Below are 15356 nucleotides of genomic sequence, written 5' to 3'. Positions count from 1 at the left end.
GCCGCATCGTGCGTGGCGGAACTCAGGGCGACAAGCGTCGCGGCATGAATACGTATGCAAGCGCCAGATGGATCGGTAGCAGCAGGGCGATCCACGTCTGGTTGTACTGCAGCCGCAACGGCAGCCAGTGCAGGAACCACGCGACCAACGCACCCACCGCGATCGCCGCCAGCAGCCATGCGAACCACGTTGGCGGTGTGCGGCGGCGCAACACGGCAATTGCGCCGGGGATGAGCAGCACGCACAGCGGATTGAGCAGCAGCAGGTTGCGGTTCGCCCACGCCGCCCAGTGGTCGGTGAAGCCCCACAGGTAGACCAGCAGCGCGCCACCGATGAAGCACAACAACCAGAACGGCATTGCCGCGGCGGCGATCGCGCGCGGCCAGCGCCGGCCGGCCAGCGCGACGGCGACGGCCATCAGCACGCCGGCACCCAGCCACGGCAACCAGCGGCGCGGTGTCTCGGCGGGCTCGGCCGCGATGCGATGCGGCAGCAGTTGCATTTCCGACTGCACCAGCGGGCGGCCCGCGGCGTTCTTCGCTTCGCGCAGGCTGTCGGCCAGGCGCATCGGCACGTAGGCCTCTTCCCAGCGCGCCATCGGCTTGTCGGCATTCGGGCCGAGGCCGAGATCGAAGCCCAGCCACATCCACGTCGCCGGCGAGGCGAGCCGGACGGCTTCGCTGCGGAACGTGTTGCCGCGCGAGCGTCCCGCCAACTGCGACTTCAGCCTGCCGCCGAGCGCGGCATCCAGTGCGTCGCGTACCTGGGTCGAACAGTTGGAGGTGAAGTAGTCGTAGCGGTAGCGCGCGTTCTCGGGCTTCGCCCGTTCCGCCAAGGCATCCGCAAGCGCCTGCGCCTGCGCCGGTTCGATGTCCAGCCACTGCAGGGATACGCCGCGGCCGCTGTCGCGGTACTGCATCAGGTCCTGCTCGAACGGCAGCGCGACCAGGTAATACATCATGTGGCCGCGGGCGAAATTGCCGACGAAGTCCGCCTCGCCCGGGTCGAAGAAGCCGAAGTTGTACGAGATCGCATCGCCGCTGGCGGGATCGACCACGACGATCGCGTTGTGACCGAAGCGCTCGAAAAAGACTTCGCCCGGCTCCATCGTTGCCACGCCGATCCGCGGCGCCGCCCAGGCGGCCGATGCCAGCAGCCACAGCACGCCCAGCAAGGCCAGGCGCGCGGCCGCGTTACGCATCGGCCAGCACCCCGACGTGGAAGGCATGTACGCGGCGCGCATCGGCACGGGCGACGCGGAACATGAAGCGCCCCAGCGTCAGCTCCTCGCCGGTTTCCGGCAGATGGCCGATGGCCGCCGTGATCAGCCCGCCAACGGTGTCGTACTCGTCGTCGAGGAAGTCCGCACCGAACCGCTCGTTGAAATCGGCGATCGGCGTCAGTGCGTCCACCACGAACTGGCCGTCGGCCTGCGCCGCGATCAGCGCGGCGCCGTCCTCGGCTTCGTCGTGTTCGTCGTCGATCTCGCCGACGATCTGCTCCAGCACGTCCTCGATGGTGACCAGGCCGGCCACGCCGCCGTATTCGTCCACGACGATCGCCATGTGGTTGCGCGACAGCCGGAATTCCTTGAGCAGCAGGTTGAGCTTTTTCGATTCCGGGATCAGTACCGCCGGGCGCAGCAGTTCGCGCACGCTGCCGGGACCGTTGTCGGCGACGACACCCCGCAGCAGGTCCTTGGCCAGCAGGATGCCGAGGATCTCGTCCTTGTTCTCGCCGTGCACCGGGAAGCGGGAGTGGCCGGATTCCACCACGTCCTTCATCAGGTCGAGGAAGCGGGCTTCCACCGGCAGGGAGACCATCTGCGCGCGCGGGACCATGACGTCGCCCACGGTCAGGTCGGCAACCGCAATGGCGCCTTCCATCATCTTGAGGGTGTCGCCTGCAATCAGGCCGTCGGACTGCGCGTCGCGCAGGATGGCCACCAGGTCGTCGCGTGTGCTGGGTTCGCCGGAGAACGCCGAACTGAGGCGGTCCAGCCAGGTGCGCCGTTTCTCCGACGGTTTGTCGGAGCCTTCCGGCGCGAGGGTACTGTCGTCTTCTGACATCTCGGGGGAGTGGTCGCCCGCAGGGGCGTGGCGGCCAGTCTAACCCGGTTGGGCGGCCTGCGCAGGCGGTAGCGCCTCGCCATCCCCGGACGCTTCCTCGTCCTCGGGCAGGTCCAGGCTGTAGCTGCAGCCCGCCAGTGTCTTGCCGGGATGCGAGGACACGTTGCTGACGTTGAGCACGGCCGAGTCGATCAATACCTTGCCGGTGGCCGGATCAGGGACTTCCTCACTGCGTACTTCCTTGCCGAACATGGCCTTGGCCGGCGTGTCGACGGCGGTTTCCAGTTCGAGCTGCTTCGCCAGCGGGCGCGGATCGGGCAGGTCGAGCACGGCGACGACACCGCCGCCGGAGAAGGCGATGTGGTCCGTGTCGTGCCCGAAGACCCGGACCGGGGTGAGCAGGCGGTACTCGCTCATGAACATGTTCGCCTGCGGCAGCGGCTGCCAGCCCAGCGCGACCGCCTTCAGCGGATCTTCCAGCAGCGGCGCGATCGCCGCGAGCTGGCCCAGGTCGCCGCGGCATTCGATCAGCGCGGCGAGATCGGGGCGCGCATCCTGTGCGGCGGCGGACAGCGGGAGGCACAGCGCCAGCACAGGCGCGAAACAGACGGCACGCAGCATGCGATCAGTCTTCCGCGTAGGGGTCGGCGATGCCGAGCTCGGCCAGGATCTCGCGTTCCAGCTGTTCCATGCAGTCGGCTTCCTTGTCGTCCTCGTGGTCCCAACCGAGCAGGTGCAGCGTGCCGTGCACGGTCATGTGCGCGTAGTGCGCGGCCAGCGGCTTCTTCTGTTCCTTCGCTTCGCGCGCGACCACCGGTGCGCAGATCACCAGGTCGCCGAGCAGCGGCATCTTCACGCCCTTCGGCAGCTTGACGCCCTCGGCCATCTCGGCCGGGAAGCTCAGCACGTTGGTCGCGTAGTCGCGGCCGCGATAGTGGCGGTTGAGCGCGCGGCCTTCCTTGCTGTCGACGATGCGGATGGCGAGATCGGCTTCGCGGATGCGGCCCTTCAGCGCGGCGGCCACCCACTTGCGGAAACTCACGGCGGAAGGAATGCCGGTGCGCGGCAGCGCGTAGCTGACGGCGACTTCGAGGCGGACGGGGCCCTGGGTCATGGCAGGCGTGATCGACGTGGAGGAGGTCAGGCGGGATCCGTTTCCGGATCCTTGCCGTCGCGTGCATCGTAAGCCCGCACGATCTTCGCCACCAGCGGATGGCGCACGACGTCGCGGCTGGTGAAGAAGTTGAACGAGATGCCATCCACGCCGCGCAGCACCTCCAGGGCGTCCTTCAGGCCGGATTTCTGGTGCTTGGGCAGATCGATCTGGGTCAGGTCGCCGGTGACGACGGCGGTGCTGCCGTAGCCGATGCGTGTCAGGAACATCTTCATCTGCTCGATGGTGGTGTTCTGCGCCTCGTCGAGGATGACGAAGGCATCGTTGAGCGTGCGGCCGCGCATGTAGGCCAGCGGCGCGATCTCGATGACGTTCTTCTCCAGCAGCTTGACCACCTTCTCCACGCCGAGCATCTCGTACAGCGCGTCGTACAGCGGGCGCAGGTAGGGATCTACCTTCTGGGAAAGGTCGCCAGGCAGGAAGCCCAGCTTCTCGCCGGCTTCCACCGCGGGGCGTACCAGGATCAGCCGCTGGACGCGCGACTCGTTCAGCGCCTCGACCGCGCTCGCCACGGCCAGGAACGTCTTGCCGGTGCCGGCCGGGCCGATGCCGAAGTTGATGTCGTGGGTGGCGATGGCATGCAGGTACTTGGCCTGGTTGGCGCCGCGGCCGCGCACGGTGCCGCGCTTGACCTTGATGGCCACGTCCTGCGGCTGGTAGTCCGCGTCGGCGATGCGGTCGACATTGGCGGTGTTCAGGCGCAGGTGGATGGCTTCGCTGTCGAAGGTCTCGCTGGCTGTCTCCTCGTACAGCGCATGCAACAGCTTCTCCGCGGCGGCGGCGGACTTCTCGGGTCCGGTGATGCGGAAGATGGCGCCGCGGTTGGCGATCTCCACGCCCAGGCGCAGTTCGATCTGGCGCAGGTGCGCATCGAACGGGCCGGCCAGGTTGGCGAGGCGTTCGACGTTCTCGGGCTGCAGGGTGAATTCGTGTTGGCTGGGAACGGTCATGGGGGAGGCGGGTGTCTCGTGGCGTGGGGTCAGTGGCGCGTCTGTTCGTCCGCGTCGTCCACCGGCCATTGGTGGAAGACGTACACCTCGTCGTCGACGAGGGCCTGGTCGAAGTGTTCCTCCTCGGGCGCGTCGTGGCGCTCGATCTGCAGCGGTTCGTCCTCCACCGCGATCACTTCCCAGCCCTGCTCGCGGACGAATTCGACCGCGCGGCGCATCGGGTCCGGGACAAAGCCCGGGCGCAGGTAGCAGGTGACGAACGCCCCGCCGGCCTCGACGAAATCGGGGCTGTCGGGCAGGGGACGGGCTTCCAGGGTGAACACCCACAGGCGCGGGCTATCCGGGGAAATGGCGGCGATTCCTGGCGAACACAAGGCGGGCGGGCAGCGTAACCCGGCGCCGTGGCAGGGGCCATGGCGCGCCGTCCGTCGGATCGGGCTTGAAATTTAATTAATTGATAAATTAAATGTCAGGCATGACGACGACCAAGACGCCGCCGGTGGCAGCACCGGCCAAGAAATCCGCCACGCCTCCCCGCAAGCGCGCCCGTGGGCGCCGCCCGACCGCTGAATCGGCCGACCTGCGCGCCACCCTGCTGGACGCCGCCCTGGCCTGCTTCGTCAGGAAGGGCATCGCCGCGAGCTCGCTGCGCGATATCGCAAGCGAAGCCCACGTGACGCCGGCGCTGGTGCACTACTACTTCGGCGACAAGGCGCAGTTGCAGCAGGCGGTCGTGGCCGAACGGCTGCTGCCGGTGATCGGCCAGATGCGCGCACCTCTGATGCAGGCCGGCGACGCCGATGTCGCGGCGCTGGTCGCCGGGTTCGTGCACGGCATCGCCGGCGTGGTCGCGCAGCATCCCTGGCTGCCGACGCTGTGGGTGCGCGAGATCCTCTGTGAGGGCGGTGCGCTGCGCGACATGATGATCGGCCAGGTCGGCCCGCTGCTGCCGAAGATGATGGCCGGCCGCTTCGCCGCCGCGCAGCAGGCCGGGCAACTCAATCCCGACCTGGATCCGCGCCTGCTGATGGTGTCGCTGATCGGGTTGACCATGTTCCCGATGGCGAGCGCACCGATCTGGCGACAGCTGTTCGGCGCCGACGATATCGATTTCGACGACCTGCGCCGGCACACGCTGGTGCTGCTGGACCGTGGACTGGAGCTGGACCATGCGAAATGAACTGACGGGTGCAGCCTTCGCCGCTGCGCTGCTTGTGCTGGCCGGCTGCAAGGCCGAGGCGCCGCTCGCGCTGGGCACGCTGGAATGGGACCGGGTGACGCTGCCTTCGCCGGTCGCGGAGAAGATCGTGCGCATCGACGTGCGCGAGGGCGAGCAGGTCGCCGAAGGCGCTCCGCTGCTGCAACTCGAGCTGACGCGCACGCAGTCGCAGCTGGCCGCGGTGCAGGCGCAGGCGGCGCAAAGCCGCGAGGCGCTGGCGGAACTGCGCGCGGGTCCGCGCAGCGAGGATGTCGCGCAGGCGCGCGCCAGCCTGGCCGCCGCGCAGGCGCAGGCGCGCGATGCCGATGCCTACTATGCCCGCCTGCAACCGCTTGGGCGGCAGCAGCTTGTCGCCGCGTCCGAGGTGGACCGCGCACGCGCAGCATCGCAAAGCGCGCAGGCGCAGGTACGCCTGGCGCAGGCCGCACTGCTGGAACTGGAGCGCGGCACGCGCAGCGAACAGGTCGCGCAGGGCGCGGCCGCGGTCGCCACGGCCGAAGCCCAGGCCGCCGTGCAGGCGGTGACGCTGGACAAGCTCAACGTGGTCGCCCCGCGCGCGGGCCGCATCGACAGCCTGCCGTACAAGCTCGGCGATCAGGCGCCGGTCGGCGCGCCGCTGGCGGTGATGCTGGTCGGCGACGCGCCATACGCGCGCGTCTACCTGCCGCAGGCGCTGCGCAACGAAATGAAGGTCGGCGACAGCGTGCAGGTGCGCCTGGACGGACAGGAAAAAACGTATGCGGGTCGCTTGCGGATGGTCCGCAGCGAGCCGAGTTTCACCCCGTACTTCGCGCTGACCGGGCAGGACGCGGCGCGGCTCAGCTACCTGGCCGAAATCAGCCTGGGCAAGGAAGCCGCCGACCTGCCGGTCGGTGCGCCGCTGCAGGTGGTGTCCCATGGCAACGAATGACGGCGACATCGCCATCCGCGTCCGCGGGCTGACCAAGCGCTTCGGCGGGCTGGTCGCGGTGAACGACGTCGACCTCGACGTGCCGCGACGCAACGTCTACGGCTTCCTGGGCCCGAACGGTTCCGGCAAGTCGACCACCATCCGCATGCTGTGTGGCCTGCTGACGCCGACGGCGGGCGAGATCGACGTGCTCGGTCTGCGGATCCCCGAGCAGGCCGAGCGGCTGCGCACGCGCATCGGCTACATGACGCAGAAGTTCTCGCTGTTCGAGGACCTGACGGTGCGCGAGAACCTCGAGTTCCTCGCCGCCGTGCAGGACATCCCACGCGCGCAGGCGAAACGGCGCATCGACGAGCTGGTCGAGCAGTACCACTTCCAGGACCGTCAGAAACAGCTGGCCGGCACGATGAGCGGCGGCCAGAAGCAGCGGCTGGCGCTGGCGGGCGCGGTGATCCACGAACCGGAGTTGTTGTTCCTCGACGAGCCCACCAGTGCGGTCGATCCGGAGTCGCGCCGCGACTTCTGGGAAAAGCTGTTCGAGCTGGCCGACGCCGGCACCACGCTGCTGGTGTCCACCCACTACATGGACGAAGCCGAACGCTGCCACCGCATCGCCATCCTTGATCGCGGCGTACTGGTCGCGGACGGCACCCCGGATGCGCTGACCGGCGAACTCGCAGGCCGCACGCTGGTGGTCACCGCCGCGCAGCCGCGGCAGGCGAAGAAGGTACTGGTTGACCTGCCCGGCGTACTCAGCGTGGCGCAGGTCGGCAACGTGCTGCGCGTGCTGCTGGCGGAGAACGGCGATGCCGCCGGTCGCATGGCCGAGGGCTTGCGAAAAGCCGGGATCGCGGCGGAGGTGGCGGCGTCGCAAGCCAATCTTGAAGACGTCTTCGTGTCCGCCACGCGCGGTCAGCCCGCGCGTGAGGAGGCCGCATGAACCTGCGCCGCCTGATGGCCGTGATGGTGAAGGAGGTCCGGCAGATGCGCCGCGACCGCATCACGCTGGCGATGATCGTCGGCATCCCGGTGATGCAGCTGTTGCTGTTCGGCTATGCCATCAACACCAACCTGCGTGACCTGTCAGCCGGCATCGCCGACCAGGCGCGTACCTCCGCGTCGCGCGCGCTGGTGATGGACATCGTCGCCACCGGCGTGGTCACGCCGGTGCAGGACGCCGCCACGCCGCAGGCGCTGGTCGAAGCTATGCGGCGGGGCGAGATCAGCATCGGCATCGTCATCCCGCCGGACTACGATCGCCGCCGGGCCGAAGGCCGCGAAGCGGTGCAGATCTTCGTGGATGGCAGCGACAACGCGGTGCAGAGCGCCGCCGCACAGCTGGCGCAGATGCCGCTGGATGGCAGCAGCCGTCCGCTGACGGCACGGACCATCAGCGTGGTCGGTTTCTACAATCCGCAGCGGCGCTCGGCGGTGAACATCGTGCCGGGGTTGATCGGCGTGATCCTGACCATGACCATGGTGCTGTTCACCGGCGTGGCCATCGTGCGCGAGCGCGAGCGCGGCAACATGGAACTGCTGATCGCCACGCCGGTCAGCAGCGCCGAGCTGATGATCGGCAAGGTGCTGCCCTACGTGGCGATCGGCCTGGTGCAGACCACGGTGGTGCTGGCGCTGGGCACGTGGCTGTTCGATGTACCGCTGGGCGGCAGCCTGCTGCACGTCTATCTCGCGGCCTGCCTGCTGATCGTCGCCAACCTGACCCTGGGCCTGCTGATCTCGACCGGTGCGCAGTCGCAGTTCCAGGCCATGCAGATGACGTTCTTCATCTTCCTGCCGTCGATCCTGCTGTCGGGTTTCATGTTCCCGTTCGCCGGGATGCCGAAGATCGTGCAATGGATCGCCGAGGTGCTGCCGCTGACGCACTTCCTGCGCCTGATCCGCGGCATCATGCTGCGCGGCGCCAGCCTGTGGGAACTGTGGCCCGACGTGCTCGCGCTGCTGGCCTTCACCACCGTGCTGATGACGGCGGCGATCCTGCGCTTCCGCAAGCGGCTGGACTGAGGGCCGCGGCCCCCAGCCCCGCCGTGGCTCAGCGGGTGCAGCCCGGGCCGCTGCGCCCCATGGTGGGTTCGAACGCCAGGCCGACGCGCGTGTCGTCGGTTTCGCGATAGACCAGCGCGCTGCACATGTTGCCTTCCGTTTCGAAGTCCTGGTAATAGCGCGCGTCCTGGTCCGGCAGCAGGCTCACGCCCGCGGAACAGAAGTAGTTCATGTAGCCGTCGCTGCTGGAGAAGTTCGCGCCGACCGTGATGCGCTGCCCTGCCGGAATGCGGGCGCGGCCATCCTTTTCCCGGGGCAGGATCTGCGCCGGGCCGTCCGCACAGATCCAGGTGGTGGCGCCGGGCGGCACGCGCAGCGAGGCCGAAGGCGTTCCCGCCGGCATACGGTAGATGCTCATGCACGCCGTGCAGGACAGCGCGAGGACGGCGGGAAGCAGGAAGCGGGTCAGTCGCATCACGAGGCACCTCCCTGCTTGGGAGCGGGCTTCACGACCGGCTCCAACCGGGAGATCACGTCGGTAGCGGAAAGGGCGTCCGGTTCTTCGCCGGGAACGACCAGGATGTAGGCATAGGTGGCGGGCTTTCCGCCGAGCGCATTGACCTTGCGCTCGCTGCTGCGGCGGTCGTCGATGGCGTCCGGCAGGCTGGTGTAGAAGATGAAGTGGCTGCCGCCCTCGCGCTGGGCGACCTCGGCGCAGCGGTACAGCAGGTAGGTGGCGACCTTGTCGGGCGTGATGTAGCCGTTGCCGGAGAAGCCGACCTTGATCAGGCGGCCTGGGCCCGGCTGGTCCCAGTAGCCGCCCGTCAATCCTAGAATGGGATTGCTGGCGCTGTGATAGCCCGTTGCGCACGCGGACAGCAGCATCGCCATCGTCGCGGCGCCCAGAAAGTGGCGTTTCATCGTTGGTTTCCCCTGAGTGATCGAGCGCATGCCGCGTCGCGGCCGGATGCCTCCCCAGGCATCCGCGCTGGGCCGGAGTATGGCGGGCACGCGAGGGGCGACTCAAGGGGGTGGGCGCGACGCTCTGGTAGCCTTGGGTGGGAACGGGAAACGGCACGGGGTAGGGGATGGACGAGGTGGCGATCGGCACGGCGGTGGACGCCATGTACGCGATGATTTCCGGCCCGGCCGGTCCCCGCGACTGGTCGACGCAGGAGGCGGCCTTCCATCCGGACTGCCGGCAGATCCGCACCGGCGTGGACGCGGAAGGCAAACCGTGGCGCTTGTCGTTCACGCTGGCGGAGTACCGCGCGAATGCGGATGAGCTGCTGGCGAAGATGGATTTCTTCGAAGTCGAGACCGCGCGTGAAGTGCGCGTGTTCGGCAACATCGCCCACGTCTGGAGCGCCTACGAAGCGCGCACCGCGCCCGACGATGCCGTGCCGGAGCGGCGCGGCATCAACAGCATCCAGCTCTACAAGGGCGAAGACGGCTGGAAGATCATCCACATGATCTGGGACAACGAGCGCGACGGCGTGCCGCTGCCCGCCGTCGGCTAGTCCGCCTCAGTCCGTACCGGCGACGCGCCCGCGCAGCGAGTTGCTCAGCGCCTCGGTGATCACCACGTCGACGAACTGGCCGATCAGTCGCGGATGGGCCGGGAAGTTCACCGAGCGCATGTTCTCGGTCTTGCCGGTCAGCTCGTTCGGGTTCTTCTTCGACGGACCTTCCACCAGCACCGACTGCACGGTGCCGACCATGCGCTGCGAGATGCCGGCGGCATAGGCGTTGATGTGCTGCTGCAGGCGCTCCAGGCGCGCATGCTTCACCGCGTCGGTCGTGTCGTCTTCCAGGTCCGCGGCGGGCGTGCCGGGACGGCGCGAGTAGATGAAGCTGAAGCTCTGGTCGAAACCGACGTCCTCAAGCAGCTTCATCGTCTTCTCGAAATCGGCATCGGTCTCGCCGGGGAAGCCGACGATGAAGTCCGAGCTGATCGAGATGTCCGGCCGCACCGCGCGCAGCTTGCGGATCTTCTGCTTGAACTCCAGCGCGGTGTAGCCGCGCTTCATCGCCGACAGGACGCGGTCGCTGCCCGCCTGCACGGGCAGGTGCAGGAAGTTGGCCAGCTGCGGCACGTCCCGGTACGCGTCCACCAGCGAATCGCTGAACTCCAGCGGGTGCGAGGTGGTGAAGCGGATGCGGCCGACGCCGTCGATCTCGGCGATGGTGCGGATCAGCAGGCCGAGGTCGGCGACCTCGCCGTCGCCGTACGGACCGCGGTAGGCATTGACGTTCTGGCCGAGCAGGTTGATCTCGCGCACGCCCTGGGCGGCCAGCTGCGCCACTTCCACCAGCACGTCCTCGAACGGCCGGCTGACCTCGGTGCCGCGGGTGTAGGGCACCACGCAGAACGAGCAGTACTTGGAGCAGCCTTCCATGATCGACACGAACGCCGACGGGCCTTCGGCGCGCGGCTCGGGCAGGCGGTCGAACTTCTCGATCTCGGGGAAGCTGATGTCGACCTGTGGCCTGTTCTGCTCGCGGCGGGCGCGGATCAGTTCCGGCAGGCGATGCAGGGTCTGCGGGCCGAACACCAGGTCCACGTAGGGCGCGCGCTTGACGATGGCTTCGCCCTCCTGGGAAGCCACGCAGCCGCCGACGCCGATGATGACGTCACGGCCGCCGTTCTTCAGGGCCTTCCAGCGGCCGAGCTGGCTGAACACCTTCTCCTGCGCCTTCTCGCGGATGGAGCAGGTGTTGACCAGCACCACGTCGGCTTCTTCGGGGTTGTCGGTCAGCTCCAGGCCATCGGAAGCGGCGAGCACGTCGGCCATCTTGGCCGAGTCGTACTCGTTCATCTGGCACCCGTGGGTCTTGATGTAGAGCTTCCCGCGGACCTGGTCGGGCGTGCGGGGACGGCCGATGGGCAGAGGGACGAGGGCGGGGTCGGTCACGGCGGAGCCGGCCGTGGTCGGCAGTTCGGGGGCTTGCGTCCCGGTCATGGCGCTTAATCCAGTCGGGTGGGCGGGCAGGGCCGCGTAGTCTACGCGGCCAGCGGACGGCCGGTCACCGGCCCGGATGGCGTTGATAGAGGGTATTGGACCCGGCAAGGGTCGCCGTGCGCCGATGTGTCGAACTCAGACCGGCTGCACAGATTGGAGGAAACCTTTGTTGGACAAGGACTTGGCAATCACCCGGGAATTCGGGACACTGCGCGGCATGAGGGGGACTCTGACGCTTCTGGCCGTGCTGGCCGCGTTGACCGCACTGCCGGCCAGCGCGGGCACGCTGTACAAGTGCACCGGCAACGACGGTGTGCCGAACTACGTCAGCAAGCGCGTCAGCGGCGCCAGCTGCGAAGTCGTGAGCCGCTATACGCCCGACCGCAGCCGCCCGGCCCAGGTCGCATCCGTCTCGCGTCCCGCCGAGGCCACGCCGGCCATCGGCGCCGCCACCGCGCCCGCCCTGTCCGATTCGGCCAGCGCCATTGTTCCGGCCGCCGTGCCGGCGACGCCGCCGGCCGCGACCGGCCCGCGTCGTGTGGTCAGCGGCCAGGTGTACTCCTACATCAAGGATGGCGTTCGCCACTACACGAGTGCCCGCCCGCAAGGCGGCACGCAGGTGGCGAGCCTGCGCACCATCAAGTACAGCTACATCGAAACCTGCTTCGCCTGCGGCAATCCGGGCGTCGACTTCGGCCGGCTGCGCCTGAACACCTCCGCCTACGCGGCCGAGATCGCCGCCGCCTCGCGCGAGTTCGGTGTGGAGGAATCCATCCTGCGCGCGATCATGCACGCCGAGTCCTCGTACAACCCGATGGCGCTGTCGCACGCGGGTGCGCAGGGTCTGATGCAGCTCATGCCGGCGACGGCGCGCCGCTTCGGCGTGACCGACTCCTACAACGCCGGCCAGAACATCCGCGGCGGCGCGCAGTACCTGTCCTGGTTGCTGAAGCGCTTCAACGGCAACCTGACGCTGGCCGCCGCCGGCTACAACGCCGGCGAAGGCGCGGTGGACCGCCACGGCGGCGTCCCGCCGTACAAGGAAACCCAGCGCTACGTCGAGCGCGTCGCCGTCCTGGCCGACCGTTACCGGCACGCCGTCGCCGCGCGTTGAGCCGCGGCAGGCGCCTTCGGGCGCACACAAGTCCTTGATTCCATGGCAGCCGTTGTCGGCCCATTAAGCCATCCGTTACACTTCGACGTCTTTTGCGGTCGCCCCGGGGTAATGGGGGCGGCCTTGGCAGCCTTTTTAGCTACCTGATTGTTTTGCGGAGTGCCGGATGGCCATCGATGGGGTCAATGGGCCTGTGAATACGGGCCGACGCCGGTTCCTGACTGCAACCACCGCGGTGGTGGGTGCAGTGGGCGCCGGTATTGCAGCAGTACCTTTTATCAAGTCGTGGAATCCGAGCGCACGGGCCAAGCTGGCCGGTGCTCCGGTGACCGCCGACCTCACCGGCCTGCAGGAAGGTCAGCGCCTGATCCTGGAATGGCGCGGCCAGCCCATCTGGATCGTCAAGCGCTCCAAGGCGATCCTGGATGCGCTGCCGACGCTGGACAGCCACCTGCGCGATCCGCAGTCGGCCAACAAGGACCAGCAGCCGTCCTACATCACCGGTGAACTCCGTTCGGTCAAGCCCGAAATATCGGTGCTGGTCGGCCTGTGCACCCACCTGGGCTGCTCGCCGGAAATGGCCGCCGAGATCAAGCCCCAGCCGTACGATCCGGACTGGAAGGGCGGCTACTTCTGCCCCTGCCACAAGTCGCGCTTCGACATGGCCGGCCGGGTGTTCCAGAACGTGCCCGCGCCGACCAACCTGGTGGTGCCGCCGCACTTCTACCAGGACGACAACACCATCGTGATCGGCCTCGATCCGCAAGGGGGCGCGTAAGCCATGGCGAACATCATCACCCGCACCGCCGATGGCGTGGTCGACTGGTTCAATGCGCGCGCGCCGGGCTTCATGCCCGTGTACCGCAAGCACATGAGCGAGTACTACGCGCCCAAGAACTTCAACATCTGGTACATCTTCGGCGTGCTGTCGATCGTGGTTCTGGTCAACCAGATCCTGACCGGCATCTTCCTGACGATGCACTTCAAGCCGAGCGCGGCGGAAGCCTTCGCCTCGGTCGAATACATCATGCGCGACGTGGAGTGGGGCTGGCTGATCCGCTACATGCACAGCACGGGCGCGTCGCTGTTCTTCATCGTCGTCTACATCCACATGTTCCGCGGCCTGATGTACGGCTCGTACCAGAAGCCGCGCGAGCTGGTGTGGATCCTCGGCATGCTGATCTACCTGGTGCTGATGGCCGAGGCCTTCCTGGGCTACGTGCTGCCATGGGGCCAGATGTCGTTCTGGGGCGCCAAGGTCATCATCTCGCTGTTCGGCGCCATCCCGGTGATCGGCAACGGCCTGACCGAGTGGATCATGGGCGACTACCTGCCCAGCGATGCCACGCTGAACCGCTTCTTCGCGCTGCACGTCATCGCGCTGCCGCTGGTGCTGCTGCTGCTGGTGGTGCTGCACATCTTCGCGCTGCACGAAGTCGGGTCCAACAACCCCGACGGCGTCGAGATCAAGAAGGGCCCGAAGGGCAACCGCTGGTCGCCCACCGCCCCGGCGGATGGCGTTCCGTTCCATCCGTACTACACGGTGAAGGACGGTTTCTACGTCGGCTGCTTCCTGATCTTCGCGGCGTTCATCGTGTTCTTCGCGCCGGCCATGGGCGGCTGGTTCCTGGAGCACGACAACTTCACCGAAGCCAACAAGCTGGTCACGCCGGAGCACATCAAGCCGGTGTGGTACTACACGCCGTACTACGCGATGCTGCGCGTGGTGCCCAACAAGCTGGGCGGCGTGCTGGTGATGTTCGGCGCCATCGCGATCCTGTTCCTGGTGCCGTGGCTGGACCGCGCCAAGGTGAAGTCGTATCGCTATCGCGGCGTGCTGTCCAAGGTGCTGCTGGGCGTGTTCGCGATCTGCTTCGTCTGGCTGGGCAAGATCGGCGCCGGTCCGGGTACGGATCCGGTCGAAACGATCGTCGGCCGCTTCCTGACCGCGTTCTACTTCCTGTTCTTCCTGACCATGCCGATCTGGACCAAGATCGACAAGACCAAGCCAGTGCCCGAGCGGGTGACGACGCATGACTAAGACTTTCGCCTCTCGCCTAGCTGTCTTCGCCAGCGGGTTGCTGATTTCGTTCTCCGCGTTCGCCGCCGGCGGCGGCGCCACCCTGCAGGCCGGCAACGACCTCGGCGACCGCGCGTCGCTGCAGCGTGGCGCGCAGCTGTACATGAACTACTGCGCCGGCTGCCATTCGCTGAAGTACATGCGCTACTCGCGCATGGCCGAGGACCTGGGCCTGACCGAAGACGAGGTGATGAAGAACCTCAACTTCACCGGCGCCAAGTTCGGCGAACAGATCCAGGTCTCGATGCCGCACGACCCGGCCACCAAGTGGTTCGGCAAGATGCCGCCCGACCTGAGCGTCATCTCGCGCGTGCGTGGCAGCGACTGGATCTACACCTACCTCAAGTCGTTCTACCTCGACGAATCGCGTCCGCTGGGCTGGAACAACAAGTTGTTCCCCAACGCGTCCATGCCCAACCCCCTGTGGGAGCTGCAGGGCATGCAGCACGCCGAGTACGGTCAGCCCGACGCGGCCACCGGCGAGCGACACGTGGAAAGCCTCAAGGTCACGCAGGCCGGCCGGCAGGATGCACGGGCGTTCGACCAGACCGCGCGCGACATCACCAACTTCCTGGAGTATGTCGGCGAGCCGGCGGCCCTGAAGCGCCAGAGCATCGGCGTGTGGGTGATCCTGTTCCTGTCGGCGCTGACGTTCCTGGCCTACCTGCTGAAGCAGGAGTACTGGAAGGACGTCCACTAAACGACGTCGCACGTCCCACGCCAAGGCGCGGGCCACGGGCCCGCGCTGGCGAGGGAAAGCCGGCGCGGGATTGCTTGGCTTTTTCCGGCGGGGATTGCACACTCAGGGACCGTGGCGACCGTCGGCAAGGGGCTGGCGGCGTCGGTGCGATCGGCGGATTCCGATCGTCGGAGAGC

At 67.6% G+C, this 15356-nt stretch carries 18 protein-coding genes; 9 read left to right on the top strand and 9 right to left on the bottom strand.

Annotation, left to right across the window (positions count from 1 at the left end):
• Positions 1–22 precede the first annotated feature (22 nt).
• From IB230_RS06050 to IB230_RS06025, 6 genes are read right to left on the bottom strand one after another with little or no spacing between them, the layout of a single operon-like run.
• The gene (locus IB230_RS06050; RefSeq protein WP_192270018.1) at positions 23–1201 is read right to left on the bottom strand and encodes a DUF4105 domain-containing protein; all 1179 of its coding nucleotides are present in this window, start codon (positions 1199–1201) and stop codon (positions 23–25) included.
• On the bottom strand, positions 1194–2069 hold the full coding sequence (locus IB230_RS06045; RefSeq protein ID WP_192270016.1) for a transporter associated domain-containing protein: 876 nt from the start codon (positions 2067–2069) through the stop codon (positions 1194–1196). Before IB230_RS06045 ends, IB230_RS06050 begins: the two co-directional genes overlap by 8 nt.
• A 39-nt stretch (positions 2070–2108) precedes the next feature.
• Positions 2109–2690: a hypothetical protein gene (locus IB230_RS06040; RefSeq protein ID WP_192270014.1), complete on the bottom strand. Its 582-nt coding sequence runs from the start codon at positions 2688–2690 to the stop codon at positions 2109–2111.
• A gap of 4 nt (positions 2691–2694) precedes the next feature.
• Positions 2695–3183: an rRNA maturation RNase YbeY gene (gene ybeY / locus IB230_RS06035; RefSeq protein ID WP_192270012.1), complete on the bottom strand. Its 489-nt coding sequence runs from the start codon at positions 3181–3183 to the stop codon at positions 2695–2697.
• A 26-nt stretch (positions 3184–3209) separates the two neighbouring features.
• Complete coding sequence (locus IB230_RS06030) at positions 3210–4193, bottom strand: PhoH family protein (protein WP_192270010.1); 984 nt, start codon at positions 4191–4193, stop codon at positions 3210–3212.
• Positions 4194–4222: 29 nt separating this feature from the next.
• Entirely contained in the window at positions 4223–4516 is a 294-nt protein-coding gene (locus IB230_RS06025; protein ID WP_062351259.1) for a hypothetical protein, read from the bottom strand.
• Positions 4517–4668: 152 nt separating this feature from the next.
• Between IB230_RS06025 and IB230_RS06020 the strand changes: the two genes are divergently transcribed.
• The 4 genes from IB230_RS06020 to IB230_RS06005 are packed head-to-tail and all read left to right on the top strand — an operon-like array spanning position 4669 to position 8344.
• On the top strand, positions 4669–5373 hold the full coding sequence (locus IB230_RS06020) for a TetR/AcrR family transcriptional regulator (RefSeq protein ID WP_192270008.1): 705 nt from the start codon (positions 4669–4671) through the stop codon (positions 5371–5373).
• Complete coding sequence (locus IB230_RS06015; RefSeq protein WP_192270006.1) at positions 5363–6322, top strand: HlyD family secretion protein; 960 nt, start codon at positions 5363–5365, stop codon at positions 6320–6322. Before IB230_RS06020 ends, IB230_RS06015 begins: the two co-directional genes overlap by 11 nt.
• A 13-nt stretch (positions 6323–6335) precedes the next feature.
• The gene (locus IB230_RS06010) at positions 6336–7262 is read left to right on the top strand and encodes an ABC transporter ATP-binding protein (RefSeq protein ID WP_192271313.1); all 927 of its coding nucleotides are present in this window, start codon (positions 6336–6338) and stop codon (positions 7260–7262) included.
• Positions 7259–8344, top strand: a complete 1086-nt coding sequence (locus IB230_RS06005) for an ABC transporter permease (RefSeq protein ID WP_192270004.1) — start codon at positions 7259–7261, stop codon at positions 8342–8344. Before IB230_RS06010 ends, IB230_RS06005 begins: the two co-directional genes overlap by 4 nt.
• Before the next feature lie 28 nt (positions 8345–8372).
• Here IB230_RS06005 and IB230_RS06000 read toward each other — a convergent pair whose 3' ends face one another.
• On the bottom strand, positions 8373–8798 hold the full coding sequence (locus tag IB230_RS06000) for a hypothetical protein (RefSeq protein ID WP_192270002.1): 426 nt from the start codon (positions 8796–8798) through the stop codon (positions 8373–8375).
• Positions 8798–9244 (bottom strand): hypothetical protein, encoded by a 447-nt coding sequence (locus IB230_RS05995; RefSeq protein ID WP_192270000.1) that lies wholly within the window; start codon positions 9242–9244, stop codon positions 8798–8800. Before IB230_RS05995 ends, IB230_RS06000 begins: the two co-directional genes overlap by 1 nt.
• A gap of 167 nt (positions 9245–9411) precedes the next feature.
• Here IB230_RS05995 and IB230_RS05990 point away from each other — a divergent pair, with 167 nt between their 5' ends.
• Entirely contained in the window at positions 9412–9843 is a 432-nt protein-coding gene (locus IB230_RS05990) for a hypothetical protein (RefSeq protein ID WP_192269998.1), read from the top strand.
• A gap of 6 nt (positions 9844–9849) precedes the next feature.
• Here the strand turns inward: IB230_RS05990 and miaB are convergent, their stop codons facing one another.
• Positions 9850–11286 (bottom strand): tRNA (N6-isopentenyl adenosine(37)-C2)-methylthiotransferase MiaB, encoded by a 1437-nt coding sequence (miaB, locus tag IB230_RS05985; protein ID WP_192269996.1) that lies wholly within the window; start codon positions 11284–11286, stop codon positions 9850–9852.
• Positions 11287–11503: 217 nt separating this feature from the next.
• On the opposite strand from miaB, the gene IB230_RS05980 reads away from it, so the two are divergent.
• From IB230_RS05980 to IB230_RS05965, 4 genes are all read left to right on the top strand, one after another.
• Positions 11504–12400: a lytic transglycosylase domain-containing protein gene (locus IB230_RS05980; RefSeq protein ID WP_192269995.1), complete on the top strand. Its 897-nt coding sequence runs from the start codon at positions 11504–11506 to the stop codon at positions 12398–12400.
• A 166-nt stretch (positions 12401–12566) separates the two neighbouring features.
• On the top strand, positions 12567–13178 hold the full coding sequence (petA, locus tag IB230_RS05975; RefSeq protein WP_192269993.1) for a ubiquinol-cytochrome c reductase iron-sulfur subunit: 612 nt from the start codon (positions 12567–12569) through the stop codon (positions 13176–13178).
• Positions 13179–13181: 3 nt separating this feature from the next.
• Positions 13182–14441, top strand: a complete 1260-nt coding sequence (locus tag IB230_RS05970) for a cytochrome bc complex cytochrome b subunit (RefSeq protein ID WP_192269991.1) — start codon at positions 13182–13184, stop codon at positions 14439–14441.
• Positions 14434–15180: a cytochrome c1 gene (locus tag IB230_RS05965; protein ID WP_192269989.1), complete on the top strand. Its 747-nt coding sequence runs from the start codon at positions 14434–14436 to the stop codon at positions 15178–15180. The genes IB230_RS05970 and IB230_RS05965 overlap by 8 nt, the downstream gene beginning before the upstream one ends.
• The last annotated feature ends 176 nt before the right edge of the window (positions 15181–15356 follow it).

The organism is Pseudoxanthomonas sp. PXM01, from assembly GCF_014851815.1.
Taxonomy (GTDB): Bacteria; Pseudomonadota; Gammaproteobacteria; order Xanthomonadales; family Xanthomonadaceae; genus Pseudoxanthomonas_A.
Note: the sequence above shows the minus strand (reverse complement) of the source record. Positions and strands in the feature narration are given on the sequence as shown.